The organism is Fastidiosipila sanguinis (assembly GCF_002998295.1).
Classification (GTDB): Bacteria; Bacillota; Clostridia; order Saccharofermentanales; family Fastidiosipilaceae; genus Fastidiosipila; species Fastidiosipila sanguinis.
Genome location: NZ_CP027226.1, coordinates 1,072,117 through 1,089,224, shown reverse-complemented (window position 1 = coordinate 1,089,224; position 17,108 = coordinate 1,072,117). Strand labels below are relative to the sequence as shown.

Here is a 17,108-nt window from a genome sequence, read left to right as displayed (position 1 = left end):
TACTAATAAAAGGAAATAAATAGTAATTTGGCCACTTCTATTTTAAATACTTATTTTATTGATATATTGCGTACTAGAATAAAATTTTTGTACTCAATATATCCAGTATTAATCTAAGAGAGGTTGATAGAGTGGAGAATATATCAAAGAAATTTAAGGTTTTTGTGTATTTGCTAGTTGTGGCATGTTTGTTTTCTCAATTACATGTTGCAGAAATAACAGCATTAAGAAACAATCCTGATAAAGATAGACTAAATAATAATAGAAGTCTGGTTAATACTGAATCCAAAAGTACTCAAGATTCACAGGAAATTGGTGAAAATAGTGAGAGTAATGAAAAGGAAGATAATGTAATTGATCCTGCTGATATATATAGAAATGAGCTTTTGCAACATATCCCAGACAGCAAAAAATATATATCTTACATGGATTATTTAGAACAATTTTCTGAAGTTAAAAAAGCTGATAGAACTATAGAGCTTGATTTATCCATGGCTGAAAAAATAGATATGAAAGACATCGATAATCAAGAGATTGAGGCTGAATTAATTACTGACTCTTCAGGAAGTGTAAAAATACAATTTGACGTAGCAGAGGAAGCTCTTTATCAATTTGAAGTTACATATATGCCACTTGGCGGTAGTTCAAATATTAAGAGAGTAATCAAAATTGATGATGAAGTACCATACGATGAAGCAACACAAATAGAGCTTTCTAGAACATATGAGAATGCCAATGATGATTATAAGGCTGTAGAGGGTAATCAAGCTTTCCCAGCTCAAGTAGAAAAACAAATTTGGAAAACAAAAAGATTAACCGACAGAAATGGCTATTTCTCGGACCCTCTTTATTTTTATTTAAGTAAAGGAAGTCACACTATTGAGATTCAATCAGTACGTGGAGAAATGGCAATTCAAAAACTTGCTTTTGTAGAAGATGGTAAGGAAAAAGTACCAACATATGCTGAATATGAGGCAGAACACAAGAACAATGGAGCAAAGTTAATTGAAAATTCAGAAATTTCACACATTCAAGCGGAAGATGCAAAGTATAAGTCATCTCCAAGCTTATATCCATTGAGTGATAATACTTCAGCTATTACAGAGCCACAGCATTATACATATATAAGAATGAATACTATTGGTGGTGAATCATGGAGTAAGCCAGGTGAAAAAATAGAGTGGGAGATAGATGTTCCAAAATCAGGATTATACCGTTTAGCCTTGAGAGCAAGGCAGGCATATAATACTGGTAGTATTTCAATTAGGAAACTTATGGTAAATGGGGAAGTGCCATTTAAAGAAGCCGAAAAACTTGAATTCCCTTACAACAATACCTGGAAAATTTATGAGTTGGCAGACTCTGATGGAAATTCTCAATATATATATTTAGATGAAGGTGTTAATGTTCTTAGCCTAGAAGTTTCTCTAGGAGAATTTGCGGAGCTTATATATTTTATTGAAGATATATCCACAAACTTAAATGGTATAGCTCAAGATATTATGGTAGTTACTGGAGCACAGCCAGATCCATTTAGGGATTACCAGTTGATCCAGAATATTCCAGATCTTTTGCCAAGATTACAAGAAGAAAATGCAAAACTAAAAGATGTATTAGAACGTCTAATTAATGTAATGGGTGGTAGGAATGACAAAACTGCAGTTGCAGAGCAAGTGACCCTTCAAATAGATGAAATGTTGGATAAACCTGCAAAAATAGCCTCTAAATTAAGTGTCCTACAGAATGGAGTTACTTCATTAGGTACTTTGGCTTTGAATTTGAAATCTCAAAGTTTAACATTAGATTATTTGACTCTATTAGGAAGTAAAGATAATCTTCCAAAAAATGATGCAGGGTTCTTTAAAAATATGTCCTATAGAATAATGGGATTCTTCGGTTCTTTCTGGAATGATTATGATAAAGCAGGAACAAGCAATGAGGAACAACAGGTTGAAGCTGAGAATGAAATTACTGTTTGGATCTCTACAGGTAGAGACCAAATGGAGGTTACTAGAAGGTTAATTAGTGATACTTTTGATTCTAAATATAAAGTTAACTTAAGAGTCGTTTCGCCAGCTGTTGCTCTTAGTGCTACTGCCGTTGGACAAGGCCCTGATGTTATTGTTCAAACAGCCAGCGAGATGCCAATCGATTATGCCTTACGTAATGCTGCATACGATTTATCCCAATTTGCTGATTATGATGAAGTGGCCGCACAACTACATCCGGCTGCATTGGAATCGTTTAAGTTTAATGATGAGGTCTATGCTTTATCAGATCAAATGAGTTATCCAGTTATGTTCTATAGAAAAGATATTTTGTCTGACTTGAATATTCCTGTACCACAAACATGGGATGATATTTTAGCAATAGTTCCATTTTTACAAAATAACAATATGGAATTCTTTATGCAAGTAAATATGCCTTTGACACTAGGTAGTGCTTATCAGGCAACATCTAAACCTATCCCAGCTGCATATCTATCTATGCTATATCAAAAAGGAGTGCCTCTATACAACGAAGAGGGTACATTAGCAATGACTGCAACTGATGAAGCTCTGGATGTGTTCGAATACTGGACTAATTTCTATACAAGACATAGCTTCCCAGTTACTGCGGACTTTGTAACACGATTTAGATTAGGAATTATTCCAATCGCAATCGTCAATTTCACAAACTACAATACGCTTAGTGTTTCTGCTCCTGAAATAGAAGGAGATTGGTCAGTAGCGCCAGTGCCAGGTACACTTAAGGAAAATGGTGAGATTGATAGATCCATGCCGGTAGCTAACTCTGCAGCTATGATTATTAAAAATAGTGTAGAAAAAAGAGGAAACTCTCAAGCTGCATGGGAATTCTTGAAGTGGTGGGTATCAGAAAACACTCAAACATCCTATGCAAGAGAGATGGAAGCTATTTTAGGATCATCTGCTAGATATCCTGTTGCAAACTTAGAATCATTTTCAAAGATGCCTTGGCCAGACGATGTAATGGATGTTCTGACTGAATCACTTGAATATATAAAAGGTGTTCGTCAGGTTCCTGGTTCATATATCACAGGTCGTAACATAGAAAATGCATTCTATGAAGTTGTAAATAACCCTGAAAGTGCAAATTCGGACAGGATTATGCGTGAATGGACAGAAAATACCAACTATGAATTAAATAAAAAACGAAGAGAATTTGGTTTGCCAACTCATGAGGATATAATGCCAGCTAAAAATGTTGAGCGTAGACAAAATGACGAGGAGGGAACAGCAGATGAGTAGATTAACTTCTAAAGAAAAAACGAATGCTAATATAGAGCAATCTGATCACAAGTCTGAAAGAATACTAGAGAATAAAAATGAGAAAAAAACTAAAAGCTCATTAGTTAAACATAAAAGTATTTATTTAATGATGGCTCCATACTTTATACTGTTTTTCTCCTTTACAGTTTTTCCGGTAATGTTTGCTATTGTGATGAGTTTTGCTAACTTTAATGTTTTGCAAGCTCCTGTGCTTGTTGGTTTGAATAACTATAAGGATTTGTTGCTTAATGATCCACTTTTCTTACAATCATTACAGAACACTTTGATTTTAGCTTTAATTATCGGACCTATTGGATACATATTGTCATTCTTAATGGCTTGGGTTTTAAACGAATTTCCTAGAGGAGTAAGGGTTTTCTTCACCGTAGTGCTTTATGCTCCTTCACTTGCAGGTACAGCAACATCTATATTTACTTTGCTTTTCTCAAGTGACTCTACAGGTTATCTTAATGCCTTATTGCTAAACTGGGGAATTATAAGTGAGCCGATACTATGGTTGCAAGATCCACAATGGATGTTAACTATTATAATCTTTGTAAATCTATGGCAAAGTTTTGGAATTGGATTCTTATCCTTCATTGCCGGATTACAGGGAATTGATAAGAGTTTACTGGAAGCTGGTGAGATTGATGGTGTTAGAAATCGTTGGCAAGAATTATGGTATATTGTCTTGCCTTCAATGAGACCACAGCTAATGTTTGGTGCTGTTATGTCGATTTCTGGATCATTTGCTATTACAGGTTCAGCATTAACTGGTTTCCCAAGTACAGGGTACGCAACTCATACACTAATAGATCACATTCAAGATTATGGTTTAATCAGATTTGAATTAGGTTATGCTTCTGCAATTACTGTTGTTCTATTCTTCTTAACAGTGTTCTTTAACCTATTGATTCAGAAATTCATTGCTAGAGTAGGAGAGTAGAGTATGTTATTGGATAAAATTGATGTAGTTAATGTACGTCTTGAAGATTTGCCTTCCTTCTCTGAAGTTTTAGCATCAGAAGAGGAGTTTCAAGGTAGAAAATTAAGTCGATCCGAAAAAAAGAAATTACGTAAGCGTTATAAGTTTTATGAAGCTAGGGCTAAGAAGAATGAGCCGAAAAAACGTTCACGCTTAGTCAAATACTTAACTAAAGGTAGAACTAACAGAACTGCAGGTGGAACTATAGGACTATTATTGTTTGTGGCCATATTCGGTTCATTATCAATATTCCCAGTTCTATTCGTAGTTGGTAGAGCCTTTATGCCGTTGTCTGACTTATTTAGGTTCCCACCTTTATTTTTACCAAACAACCCAACTTTGGATAATTTTAAATCTCTATGGATATACTCAGGTGAATCTCTTGTACCATTTTCTAGATATTTATTTAATACGATTTTCATTGTTGTGTTGGGGTCTGTTGGGCATGTTGCAATTTCATCAATGGCTGCTTATCCATTGGCAAAGTATAAGTTCCCAGGTAATCACTTTTTATCAGATTTGATTGTCTACTCACTTATGTTTTCACCAACAGTAACAGCAGCACCAACTTATTTCGTAATGAATGCAATAGGATTAATAGATACTCCTTGGGCAATTATTTTCCCGGCATTAGCATCTACTATTGGACTATATTTATTACAAAACTTTATGACACAAATTCCTGATGCGCTTATTGAATCAGCACAAATTGACGGTGCAAGTCCTTGGAAACAGTTATGGGCTATCATTATGCCAGCAGTTAAACCTGCATGGATTACTGCCTTTATCTTTTCTTTCCAAGCTTTGTGGTCAAATAATGGTGGTTCTTTTATATATACAGAGAGTAAGAAACCATTAAGTTTTATGTTACAGCAGATTGCAGCAGCAGGTGTTGCTAGAACAGGTGTAGCTGCAGCCGCAACATTATTGATGTTTATTATTCCTGTAATTGTGTTCGTTGTAACTCAGAGTAATATTTTAGAGACAATGACAACTTCAGGTCTGAAAGAATAGGAGGGAAGATATGAAATTTATATCAAAAAGTAAACTAAAGAAAAAACTATTCTCTTTCGTAGCTTTGTTTGCTGTATCTTTATCTATTTTCTCTTCACAGATGATAGAACTGTCAGCAAAGTCTACATATGAAACTGAATATGAGAATTATATATACAATTCTGAAGGTGAACTTAAACCAGCTCCACGAGCTTATGAACTAAGTAGATCTATTAAGGCTGCAGATTTAGGTGTAGAAAATCTGAGGAACTTAACTGCTGTATTTGTTAAGAATGATAATGTTTATGTAGCCATTGAGAATGCTGTTCTAATTCTAGACAAACAATTTAACTTAATCCGTAGAATTGATAAATTTACTTTAGAAGGTGACGAGCAAACCTTAAGTAGACCATCAGATATTCATGTTGATAATAACGGTAATGTTTATATTGCTGAGCCAGAAAGATCTAGAATATTGTTGTTTGGATCAGATGGAAAGCTGATTAGAGCAATGGGTAAACCTGAAGCGGTTGGATTAGAAGACGTTGATTATAAGCCGACTAAGTTAACTGTTGACAAAATTGGAAGAATTTTTGTAGTTTCCTCAAATGTTTATGAAGGAATTATGGAACTTGGACCAAATGGAGATTTCACTCGCTTCTATGGTGTTAATAGAATTGTTTATAATCCATTAGACTTATTCTGGAGAAGTATAGCTACAGATGCACAATTATCGACGATGCAGCTTTGGTTGCCTACTAGCTTCTCAAATGTTTCTGTAAATGATGAGGGATTTGTTTTTGCAACAGTAGCAAGTCAGACAGAATCTGAGCCTGTTAAATTACTAAACTCAAAAGGAGAAGATATACTTAGATATCCTCAAGAACAAAGACCTCAAGGTGATGTCATTGCTAGAGGTGCTAATAGATCATCATTTATTGCATTAGACAATAATGAATATGGTATGTATACAGTTCTAGATAGCACAAAGCAAAGAGTTTTCACATACAATCATGATGGCTATTTGCTACATATTTTTGGTGGCAAAGGTAATGTAAGTGGTAAGTTCCAAAATGCTGTAGATGTTAAGTTTATGGGAGAAAACATAATTGTATTGGACCAGCTTAATCAAAGTATAGAAGTATTTCAGCCAACTACCTATGGAAATTTATTGAATCAAGCAGTTAAAGCTGATGCGTTAGAAAATTCAGAGGATTCAGAACATTACTGGCAAGAGATTGCTAAAATTAATCCTTTATATGATCTAGCTTATGTAAGTATGGGGGATGTTGCTTATAGAGAAGGTGAGTATGACAACGCACTGAAGTTGTACAAAAATGCAAATTTCCATAAAGGATATTCAGATGCTTTTAATAAAGTTAGAGAACAATGGGTGGAAGATAATATATCTTGGATTTTAGCAGCAATTTTCTTAATTTTTGTGTATCTAACTTGGGTACTTATTGTAGAACCTCAGATGAAGAAGAACAAAGAGAGAAGAGAGACAAGGAGTTAAGGTATGGAAAATGCTAATGTTACAAGTAAAAGGAACCTAAACTTTAAGAAAGGTTTGCAACAAATAAAGCATGACCTAATAGACTTCCCACTTTATATTATCTCTAGTCCTTTTAAGGGTTATGGAGACATAAAATTCGAAGGTGAAGGTAAGACATGGGTAGCAACAGTTATCTTGTTAATTTTTGGATTTGTCCAAATTATCAAAGAAGTTTATTCTGGGTATTTATTTAATTCAAATAAACCAGAGGATATTAATATTCTTATGATATTTGCAACATCAGTTTTGCCGATACTTCTTTTAACCATAGCAAATTGGTCAATAACAACACTCATGGATGGTACAGGAAGTATGAAGGACATATATATGGTCTTTACATATTCTTTGTATTTGCCAATTATTTTCAATATCATTCAAGTTGTTTTGAGCAATGTTATGAGTCTTGATGAGTCTGCATTCGTATATTTTTTCGCTGGATTTAGTATAGTGGCGTATTGTCTTTATGCTTTTATTGGCTTAGTTACAGTACATGAATTTGGCTTCTTGAAATCAGTTATGGCAGTAATTTTAACTATCGCTGCTATTTTGATTATTCTATTTATAACAGTGTTATTAATAAGCTTAATGGGAGAAGTCTTCATATTTATTCGTACAATTATTAGCGAAATAATCTTGCATTTGAGTTAGAAGGATAGGTTTATGAGAATAAAAAAAGAATTTATGAAAAAATCCACAATACTATTTTTACTTTTAGCAATTATTACAAGTAACTTAATCTTTGCTTTTAATAGTGTGAATGTTTTAGCTGAAGAGAATGAAAATACATCAGAGGAAACTTCTAATGAAGAGACTATAGAAGGAAATAATGATGCTGCGACTCAGGAGGAAGAATCTTCGAATAACTCTGATAATGAGGGAAATGTAATGGAGCTTGATCCTAATATAGGCGGTGAACCAGCTCCGAAAGAAGAGGTAGATTTAAGTAAGCTTAAAAAAATTGCAGATAATAATGAAGCAGCTTTATATTTAGATTCTACAAACTTGAACTTATATATGGAACTAAAGTCTAGCGGTAAAGTCCACTCACTAAAAGTGATGAATGGAAATTCTGGTAATGAATATGTTTCTAATGTTCAAAAATCCGATATAGTTTTCACATATTTAAGTGATGTAAGAAGAGGTTTAAGTTCAAGTGTTGAAAACTATTCTCTAGCAATTGCTAATGAGCAATTTGAGATTGAAGAGATCGAAGATGGAATTAAAATTAAATATACATTAGGTAGTGAAACAAGATCTATTACCGATTTGCCAAAACAAGTAGAATCTCAAAAAATGTACGATAAAGTTATATCCAAATTAAGCAAAGAGCAAGAAAAAGAATTCCTGACTCAGTATAGGCTCTTCAAAGGTTCTTATATAAGAATGAAGGATGATAAAGTTTCACAATTAATGATAGATCGTATTTATTCTTATTTATATGAAATTGGAGAATATACAACAGAAGACTTAATTGAAGATAGCAACACTTATGGTTTTGAAGTTGAAGCAGCTAGTTTAAGTATTCAGGCATCTATTGAATACAAATTAGAAGGAAAAGATCTAGTTGTTAAGATGCCAATAGACGAACTTGAAATTACTGGTGATGATACTGTAATTTCAACTGTAAATATGTTGCCTTATTTAATGTCAGCTGAGAGAGATCAGGAAGAAGGCTATATGTTTGTTCCTGACGGTTCTGGAGCAGTAATTAATTTTGATAATAATAAGCAAAGTGCTCCGGATTTTAAGTCTAGTATTTATGGCGAAGATATTTTAAAAAATGCAAAAAAATACAAAAATAATCGTATACAAACAACACTACCTGTTGCAGGAATTAAGTACAAGGATTACGCTGTCCTAGCTATTGTCGAAGAAGGTGCAGAGATTGCAGAGGTCAATGCTAATATTTCAGGAAAACTAGATGCTTATAATAAGGTAGGAGTTAATTTCAAGCTATTTGAAGTTGATCAAGTGGAATCAGTAGGTGCTGCTAATGTTTCTATATCAAGGTTCTCTAAAGATTTCTATGATAAAGATATCCAAATGCGTTATAAGTTTATCGAGGAGGATGAAGCACAATCAGAAGAAGTTTCATATGTAGATATGGCATTGACATACAAAAACTATTTACAGTCTAATGACATGTTGAGTGGAACTATAGATGAGCAGAGTCCTAGTCTAGATGTTGAATTTTTAGGTTCAATAAGAAAACGTCAATTTTTCATTGGTATTCCATATAATACAAACGTTTCCTTAACTACGTTTGAGGAGATGGACAGAATTATCGCAGAATTAGTTGATGCAGGAGTATCTGATCTTAATGTTGAGATTTCAGGATTTGCCAACAAGGGCTTAGATCATACTGCCATGAATAAGATTTCAGTATTAGGAGTCATGGGAGGAGAGACAAAATTAAATCAACTCTTAAATAAATATAATAGCAATGATGCGGTAGAGCTTTATCCTGCAATGTTCCTGTCTCAAGCATTCACTAAGAATAATTTGAATCAATATTCAGATATAGCCAGACATTTAAGTGGTGAGCAAGCAAGAGTGGCTAAGAATAATCATGTTAGAGAAATGTCCAGGATTGGTTCAGGTGCGCCATACTTAATTAGTCCAAGCAGCTATAAGTCATATCTAGGTTCAGTGTTGAATCAGCTGAAAAGACTACAAAGTGATAATTTATCTACGTTTGATTTAGGAAACAGAATTGTTGGTGACTATAATACTAATAATGATATCAGCAGAACTTCAGCTTTGAAGTATATTGAGGAGTCTCTAAAATACTTAAGCGATAATAAAAATAGTCTGATGCTAGCAAACCCAAATGCCTATGCTCTTAAATTCGCTGACAAAATTACCGATGTACCTATTGATGATAATAACTTAGAAGTCGTTGATTATGATATTCCGTTTTTACAAATAGTTTTAGACGGAAGCGTGAAATATTACGGTAATGTTTTAAACTCAAATATTTGGGAGAATCCAGAATTTACACTACTTCGTTTAATTGAGTATAAGACAAATCCGAAATTCCAAATATCAGCAGCAGATAGTGAAATGTTTAAAGATACAGATTATGAGGCTTTGATGAATACTAATTACGACATAGTAGGACCAAAGGCAGTTGAACTTTATCAAAAATATTCTGAAGCGTATGAAAGTATTGCAAACTCAAGAATTATCGAGCATAAAGTGATAGAAGCTAACCTTAGAAAAGTTTCTTATGATAATGGAATTAATGTCTATTTGAACTATGGAAATGAAGATAAGGTAATTGATGGTGTAAAAATCGCTCCTTTAAGTTATGAGATAGTAAAGAAGTGAGGATGAATGAATGAAGAAGAATGAGAATAAAGAGAAAAAACAAAATAGAGGCTGGTATTACAACCTATCTTTTGAGAATAGAAATACCATATGGGCCTACATATTCTTGGCTCCATGGTTGATTGGTATTTTAGCTTTTTTCCTCAAACCTGTTGTAGAATTAGTAATCTACAGCTTCAATAAGATTACCTTATTTCAAGGTGGAATGGACATGGAAGCTGTTGGTTGGAACAACTACAAGTATATATTTACTGTTCATGCTAATTTCAACCAACTACTGATAACAACCTTACTAGAAGCTATTCCTAAACTTGTTTTAATTTTAATTTTATCAATGTTCTTAGCTATAATTTTGAATGGTAAATTTAAGGGAAGAACTATTGCTAGAGCAGTATTCTTTATTCCAATTATCATGGCAACAAATGCGTTGACAAATATAGTTGGAGGATCGGAATTAGCTATTGTTGAATCAATGCAAGCTGAAGAAGCGACAAATGTAAATTTCATTACAGGATTTATAGTTAGAATGTTTGATTCTCCTGAGTTGGTTGGTGGAATCTTAAAAGTAGTATCCAATATATTTGACACAATTCTGCTTAGCGGAATGCAAACTTTGATTTTCTTAGGAGGATTACAGAGTATTAATCCACCATTATATGAAGTTGCAAGAATAGAAGGTGCTACAAATTACGAAACATTTTGGAAAGTTACCTTACCAATGCTATCTCCTCACATTTTGACAGTATCAGTTTATACATTGGCTGAGCATTTTATGAGTTCAGATCTAGTTAAACTCGCATACGATACTGCATACCTGCAAAGTCAATGGGGATATAGCTCAGCTATGAATGTTATTTTCATGTTTGCAACAGTTATAGTTATTGGAATTGTGATAGCTATCTTATCTAAGGGGGTCTACTACAGTGAATAGAAATGATAGTATAAAAATTAATAAAAATGATAACAGTCAAGATCTAATAAATCTAAAATCTATAAGGGATCCCTATGGTGATGACTATAGTACATTTAGAAAATTGCCTAAAAAACAAAGAGAGAAGATCCATCGAAAGCATGTAAGGGCTAATAGTAAAAAATCTTATGTTTTTGCAAATAAAGCTAGTTCTATTTTTGCATCTATCATGAGGTATGCATTATTGATATGTTTGGGATATCTAATTTTGAACCCTATATTTAAAATGATATCTACAGCCTTCACTGCTCCTACTGAGTTAGGGTCACCAACTTCTATTTGGATTCCGGCAAAGCTCTCAAAAGAGCATCTTTATATGGCATTCCGAGCAATGAACTATAATGCTACATTGCCATATACTTTCTTTACTGTGAGCATTCAAGTATTGCTGCAATTGTTCTCAACAATGTTAGCTGGTTATGCTTTTGCTAGGGTTGGTTTTAAGGGTAAAAGACTCTTGTTTATATTAGTAATATTGCAAATTATTGTTCCAGCCCAAGCTATTTCATTACCTCAATATTTGAATTTCAGAAATTTTGATATCTTTGGATTATTTAAAGCAATTACTGGGCAGCCACTAAACCTTCTGAACAATCCGATTACACTTTATATCTTGGCGATTACTGGACAAGGCTTAAAGAGTGGTATATTTATTTATATTTTTAGACAAGGATTTATTAATCTGCCTAAGGAGCTAGAAGACTCTGCTTATGTAGATGGTAGTGGTTATTTAAGAACATTTTTCTCAATAATCTTACCGTCTGCTGGGTCAACACTATTGACAGCAGCTGTATTGAGTTTCGTTTGGAACTGGAATGATATGTATTTTGTAAACATGTTTGCTTCTACACCAAATAATATTATGGTTAAACTTAATTCTGCAACTGCTTCTATGGATCAAACATTAAATAGTTTGGTGCGAAATATTGATGGAGCAACTGCAAGTCAGTTAGAGTTATTGGTTGATAGTCCACTATATAAGCAAGCAATTGCGGACACAATGTCATTGTTAACAATGATACCGGTGTTAGTAATTTATATGGTTGTTCAAAGATGGTTTATCCAATCGTCAACACATGCTGCTGTTAAAGGATAATCAAGAAATAAGTCTTAGATTAGGATTAATCACAAGGAATTAGTAAATTATGAGAATTGATAGAAAAGAGAATGATGAGAATCTAGAGCTAGATAAGTATGCTAGAAAATTAAATTCCAGTTTTTATAAATTCTTTGATAAGTTGCTTTTTATAGTTAAACTAAACTTTGCTGTGTTTTTGGGGACTTTGTTGGGATTAGTTATATTTGGACTTTTCCCAGCAATTCAGTCCGCAAATAAACTATGCCAAGGAGAAAGTGAAGGAATTGAGAACTATGTATTCAAGAGATTCTTTTATTGGTGGAAGTTTTACTTTTTCTCTAGCTTATTTTATGCACTAATTGCTTATGTAGGAACAATACTGATTTTTAGCATATGGGTATTAATGTGGTATGTACAAAATCAGTTCTTAGCAGTACCACTTTACCTTGTATTCTTTTTATTAGTATTAAGCTTTTTATCATATCTTATATATTTCCCGAGTTTAGATATCTATTACAACTATTTGCCACAAGGGAAAATTGTGATTACATCTATTCTTTTTTCTTGGAAATATTTTGGTAGAACTTTGATGATTTTAGGAATTATTATATTAAATTCACTGTTTTTAATGTTTATTCCTCACTTAGCAGTTTTTGTATTCCTAGGTATCCCAATTTACTTTTCACATTATTTTATACAAGGAGCTTTACCCGAGGATATAAAAGAGGATGCTATATATGCTGAATTAGATGACGTTTAAATGGTGCTTTAATGTAGTGTTTAAAAGGCGCTTTAATGTAATTAAAACTATTTACTGTAAAGAAAGGAGATATTAATGTTTACAGAAAAAATAGTCAAAAAAATAGAAGCTGATTTTCAGTCAAGAAAACCACTTCTTGAGGGGAGAGCAGATAAGCTCTTTAATGTGTTTGAAGATGCAAGTCCTGAAGAAATAATTTGCTTGAAATATTTGTACAGTTATTTACCAATTAGTGATTGTAGTAGCTATGATGGCAAGCTCTTCTTAAATTTGGTTAAAGATGCTCTGTTGGCAAAAGAGAAATTCCCTTGGGGCAAAGACTTAAGTGACGAAATGTTCTTTAACTATGTTTTGTCCGTAAGAGTAAATAATGAAGATTTAACCGACCATAGATCAATTATAAGAGAAGAATTATCTGATAGGATAGATGGAATGAGCATGGCAGATGCAGCTCTAGAAATAAATCTATGGACATACGAGAAAGCGACCTATCAAGCAACAGACGGACGAACAGTTTCTCCATTAACTATAATGACTAGAGCTTTTGGTAGATGTGGTGAAGAGTCAACATTTTTGGTTTCTGCATTGAGAAGTGTAGCCTTACCAGCTAGACAAATATATACTCCAAGATGGGCAGCTTCAGACGATAACCATGCTTGGGTAGAGGTATGGACTGGGAGCAAATGGGAATATTTAGGTGCATGTGAACCAGAGGCTATTTTGAATAAAGGATGGTTCTCAGCTCCAGCCAAACGTGGAATGATAATGCAAACTAGTTTGCATACTGGATTTATTGAAAATGAGGAAATAATTAGACATGAAGGCGATTTCTACTTGCTAAATGTTTCAGACACTTATTTTGATCCTGCTAATCTAAAGCTTACCGTCAAAAATGGAAATGAAGAAATAGAAAATGCACTAGTAAACTTAAATGTTATTAATTATGCGCAAATTTCTCCTATATCTAGTTTAAAAACAGATAAAACTGGTCAGATCTCTGTAAAATTAGGTAAAGGTGATTTGCTTTTAAGAGTTCTTCCAGATTCTGAAAAATATCCAGAATTAAAAAATAAGGTTATTGAAAAGAAAGTATCTTTGATAGATGGAGATATAGAAGTTGTAGTTGATTTTGCAGATGAAAATCAATTAATGCTAGAACAAGGTGTTGAGCACTATTACATGACAGCACCAAAACCAGAAAAAAATGAAGATCCACAAGCAAGTCCAGAAGCTGAAGAAAGAATGCAAGAGAGAAAACGTGAAGCAGAAGCTATAAGAGAAGCATACCAGAGTACTTTTTATGCTGATCCTGATGAAGACAGTGAAGCAGAGTATGACAAAGAAGTTCTGGAGTATAGGAAAGCTAAAGTTCTTGCTCAAAGTTTAGGTAACAAAGCAGAAATTGAGAAGTTCCTAGATGAAACTGAAACAGGGCTAGATTTAGAATATAAGATTGAATTATTAGAAGTAATTCGTTGGAAGGACCTATCTGATATAACTTATGAAATCTTATTAGATCATGCTGTAGCTTCTAATAGTTTTAAATTTAACTTTGAAAAAGATATGTTCGTAGAAAATATTTTAAACCCTAGAGTGGATAATGAAATGATTAGAGCTTGGAGAACACTAGCTAGCGTTTTCTCCGAGGAAGAAATTGCTAAATTTAAAGAAAATCCTTTAGAAATTGTATATCTAATAGACGGCAAAGTTGAAACTTTAAATCAAGCAGACTCAGGTGGTATGGCGGATCCTTTAGGAGTATTGGAGATGGGTAAAGGTAGCGCCTTGAGTAAACTGTTGTTAATAATTGCTAGTATGAGAAGTCTTGGAATTCCAGCGAGATTGAATCCTACAGATAGACATGCTGAGTTCTATATGGACGAAAAATGGCATGGTTTCGATTTAGACAATAAGTCATATAAGGTAGATGGCAATAACGATTCTGATGTGGCTTCTAGATTAGGAAAACACAAAGAAGATGATAAAGATGCTGATTTCGCATATAAATCAGGCTTATTAATAGAAAAAGATGAAAATGAAACCATTGAATATATGACTCAAATTGGTTTTTCAAGAATAGAGGAAGACGGTAGTCTAAGTAGTTTATTCTTCAAAGATTTTGAGTTTAATAATAAAAATGAATTCCATGCAGATTTAGATCCAGGAAAATATCAAGTACTTGTATGTAAACGTTCCGCTAGAGGTAATAATGAAGCATATCTATATCGAACTGAAGTAAAAGAAGGTCAACTAACAAGCTTAAAAATAGCTATGCCTCAAGCAGCTGATACAGATCAGAAAAAATTTGATTTCTTACCATTAGAGTTTTCAGATAATAGCGAGTTTAATGGAAGTGAGGAATTGAATTTCTTAGCAATATTAGAACCTGCAGCTGAGCCTACAGAACACTTCTTCAATGAATTATTAGAAGCAGACGAAAGATTCGAAGATCTATCAACTAGAACAAGTTTTGTTTTAAATGATTTTAGATCTGAATCAGATCAGAAACTAAAAGCAGTACTTGAAAGATTCCCAGAAATTAAGCTAAGAAATGTTGCTGAGAATTTCGATATAAATAAATATGTTGAAAATAGCTTCAAAAAATATGAACTACACAATTTACGATTACCACTATTGTTACTAGTTAATGAAAAACAAGAAGTTGTTAGAGCTATATCAGGTTATCAAGTAGGTAGTGTGGTCCAAGTTTTACATGAGGTTCAATAGGTTCAATAGGTTTTTAGGAAATTTATTTTTAAAATAAATTCAAAATGATAGGAGATATAAACTATGATGCAAGATTGGTTTAAAAAAGCAAAATTAGGGATTTTTATACACTGGGGGATTTATGCTGTTAAAGGTGTAAGTGAATCATGGTCCTTCCATAATGGTTACATAGATTATGATGAATATATGGATCAGGCAAAGGGATTTACCGCTGCTAATTATGATCCAGAGAAATGGGCAGAACTTTTCAAAGAGGCAGGAGCTAGGTATGCAGTTTTAACCACTAAGCACCACGATGGATTCTGCCTTTGGGATACTGATTTAACTGATCATAACTCTGTAGATGGAGCACCAGCAAAAACTGACTTGATTGGACCTTATGCTGAAGCAATCAGAAATGCGGGATTGAAAGTAGGGATGTATTACTCATTAACTGACTGGTCTAGAGAAGATTATAGATCAATTTATAGTGCAGAAACTGATGAGAAAGATTACGCCAAGCAAAATAAATATGAGACTCCTGCAGGTGGGCCAGAAGATTATGAAGCTTGGGAAAGACACTTAGAGCTAAATAATGAAGCCATGAAAGAATTAATGACAAGATATGGAACGGTAGACTTGTTATGGTTTGATGGAGACTGGGAAAGAACTGCTGAACAGTGGAAAATGCCTGAGTTTAGGAAGTTATTACATGAGTTAAATCCAAATGTAGTGTTGAACTCAAGATTGAGAGGATATGGTGATTACAAGACACCTGAGGTAGGCATGCCAATCGTTGCACCAGAAGGTGTTTGGGAATTATGTGTACCAATTAATAACTCATGGGGTTATCAGCATAGAGATGTTTACTGGAAATCTAGTAGAGAAGTTATACGCCTATTTGTTGACTGTCTTACTCTTGGAGGAAATCTATTATTAGACATAGGACCAATGGAAGATGGAACTATTCCAGAGCAAGAAGTTAAGGTGCTAAAAGATTTAGGATCTTGGATTAAAGACAATGAAGAAGCAATTTATGATACAAAAGCTGGTATAGGTTATGATCTTTTCCTAGGTGGATCTACAGTTAGTGAAGATAATAAGACAATTTACTTGTTCGTTCATGACAGACCTGTCGAATCAGTTGTGTTGAAAGGTTTAATAAGTGAAGTAGAAAATATCAGTGTACTTCATAATGGCAAGAAGTTATCTGCAAAATTAACAGGTGGTTCACCATACATGGGTGTTCCAGGGACTTGGTGGATTAATTTAACTGAAGAAGATTGTCATGAAATTGGTTCAACAGTTATTAAGATAGAGCTAAAAGAACCTTTGGAATTATATAGAGGTGAAGGTAAAGTTATTAGCTTCAATGAATAGAATTTACTTAGAAAAGTTTAGCTCTTGCATAAGATAAGTGCTAAACTTTTCTTAAATTAAA

Annotated in this window: 11 protein-coding genes; all 11 read left to right on the top strand. The window is 33.5% G+C overall.

Annotated features, from left to right (window positions below):
- The first annotated feature begins 131 nt into the window (after positions 1 to 131).
- The 11 genes from C5Q98_RS04715 (at position 132) to C5Q98_RS04665 (ending at position 17,047) form a co-directional block, all read left to right on the top strand.
- Positions 132 to 3,269 carry an extracellular solute-binding protein gene (locus C5Q98_RS04715; protein WP_106012518.1) on the top strand — a complete coding sequence of 1,046 codons (3,138 nt, stop codon included), beginning with the start codon at positions 132 to 134 and terminating at the stop codon, positions 3,267 to 3,269.
- Positions 3,262 to 4,236 carry a carbohydrate ABC transporter permease gene (locus C5Q98_RS04710; protein ID WP_106012517.1) on the top strand — a complete coding sequence of 325 codons (975 nt, stop codon included), beginning with the start codon at positions 3,262 to 3,264 and terminating at the stop codon, positions 4,234 to 4,236. The genes C5Q98_RS04715 and C5Q98_RS04710 overlap by 8 nt, the downstream gene beginning before the upstream one ends.
- 3 nt (positions 4,237 to 4,239) lie before the next feature.
- The gene (locus tag C5Q98_RS04705) at positions 4,240 to 5,289 is read left to right on the top strand and encodes a carbohydrate ABC transporter permease (RefSeq protein WP_106012516.1); all 1,050 of its coding nucleotides are present in this window, start codon (positions 4,240 to 4,242) and stop codon (positions 5,287 to 5,289) included.
- Positions 5,290 to 5,299: 10 nt separating this feature from the next.
- Positions 5,300 to 6,784, top strand: a complete 1,485-nt coding sequence (locus C5Q98_RS04700; protein ID WP_106012515.1) for an NHL repeat-containing protein — start codon at positions 5,300 to 5,302, stop codon at positions 6,782 to 6,784.
- A gap of 3 nt (positions 6,785 to 6,787) precedes the next feature.
- Complete coding sequence (locus C5Q98_RS04695; RefSeq protein ID WP_106012514.1) at positions 6,788 to 7,471, top strand: YIP1 family protein; 684 nt, start codon at positions 6,788 to 6,790, stop codon at positions 7,469 to 7,471.
- 12 nt (positions 7,472 to 7,483) lie between these two features.
- A complete protein-coding gene (locus C5Q98_RS04690) occupies positions 7,484 to 10,153 on the top strand; it encodes a DUF5696 domain-containing protein (RefSeq protein WP_106012513.1) in 2,670 nt (889 codons plus the stop codon).
- 10 nt (positions 10,154 to 10,163) lie between these two features.
- Positions 10,164 to 11,084, top strand: coding sequence for a carbohydrate ABC transporter permease (locus C5Q98_RS04685; RefSeq protein ID WP_106012512.1), 921 nt, complete (start codon positions 10,164 to 10,166; stop codon positions 11,082 to 11,084).
- Positions 11,077 to 12,219, top strand: coding sequence for a carbohydrate ABC transporter permease (locus C5Q98_RS04680; RefSeq protein WP_106012511.1), 1,143 nt, complete (start codon positions 11,077 to 11,079; stop codon positions 12,217 to 12,219). The genes C5Q98_RS04685 and C5Q98_RS04680 overlap by 8 nt, the downstream gene beginning before the upstream one ends.
- A 49-nt stretch (positions 12,220 to 12,268) precedes the next feature.
- On the top strand, positions 12,269 to 12,961 hold the full coding sequence (locus tag C5Q98_RS04675) for a DUF624 domain-containing protein (protein WP_106012510.1): 693 nt from the start codon (positions 12,269 to 12,271) through the stop codon (positions 12,959 to 12,961).
- A 75-nt stretch (positions 12,962 to 13,036) separates the two neighbouring features.
- A complete protein-coding gene (locus tag C5Q98_RS04670) occupies positions 13,037 to 15,688 on the top strand; it encodes a transglutaminase-like domain-containing protein (protein ID WP_106012509.1) in 2,652 nt (883 codons plus the stop codon).
- 63 nt (positions 15,689 to 15,751) lie between these two features.
- Positions 15,752 to 17,047 (top strand): alpha-L-fucosidase, encoded by a 1,296-nt coding sequence (locus C5Q98_RS04665; protein ID WP_106012508.1) that lies wholly within the window; start codon positions 15,752 to 15,754, stop codon positions 17,045 to 17,047.
- The last annotated feature ends 61 nt before the right edge of the window (positions 17,048 to 17,108 follow it).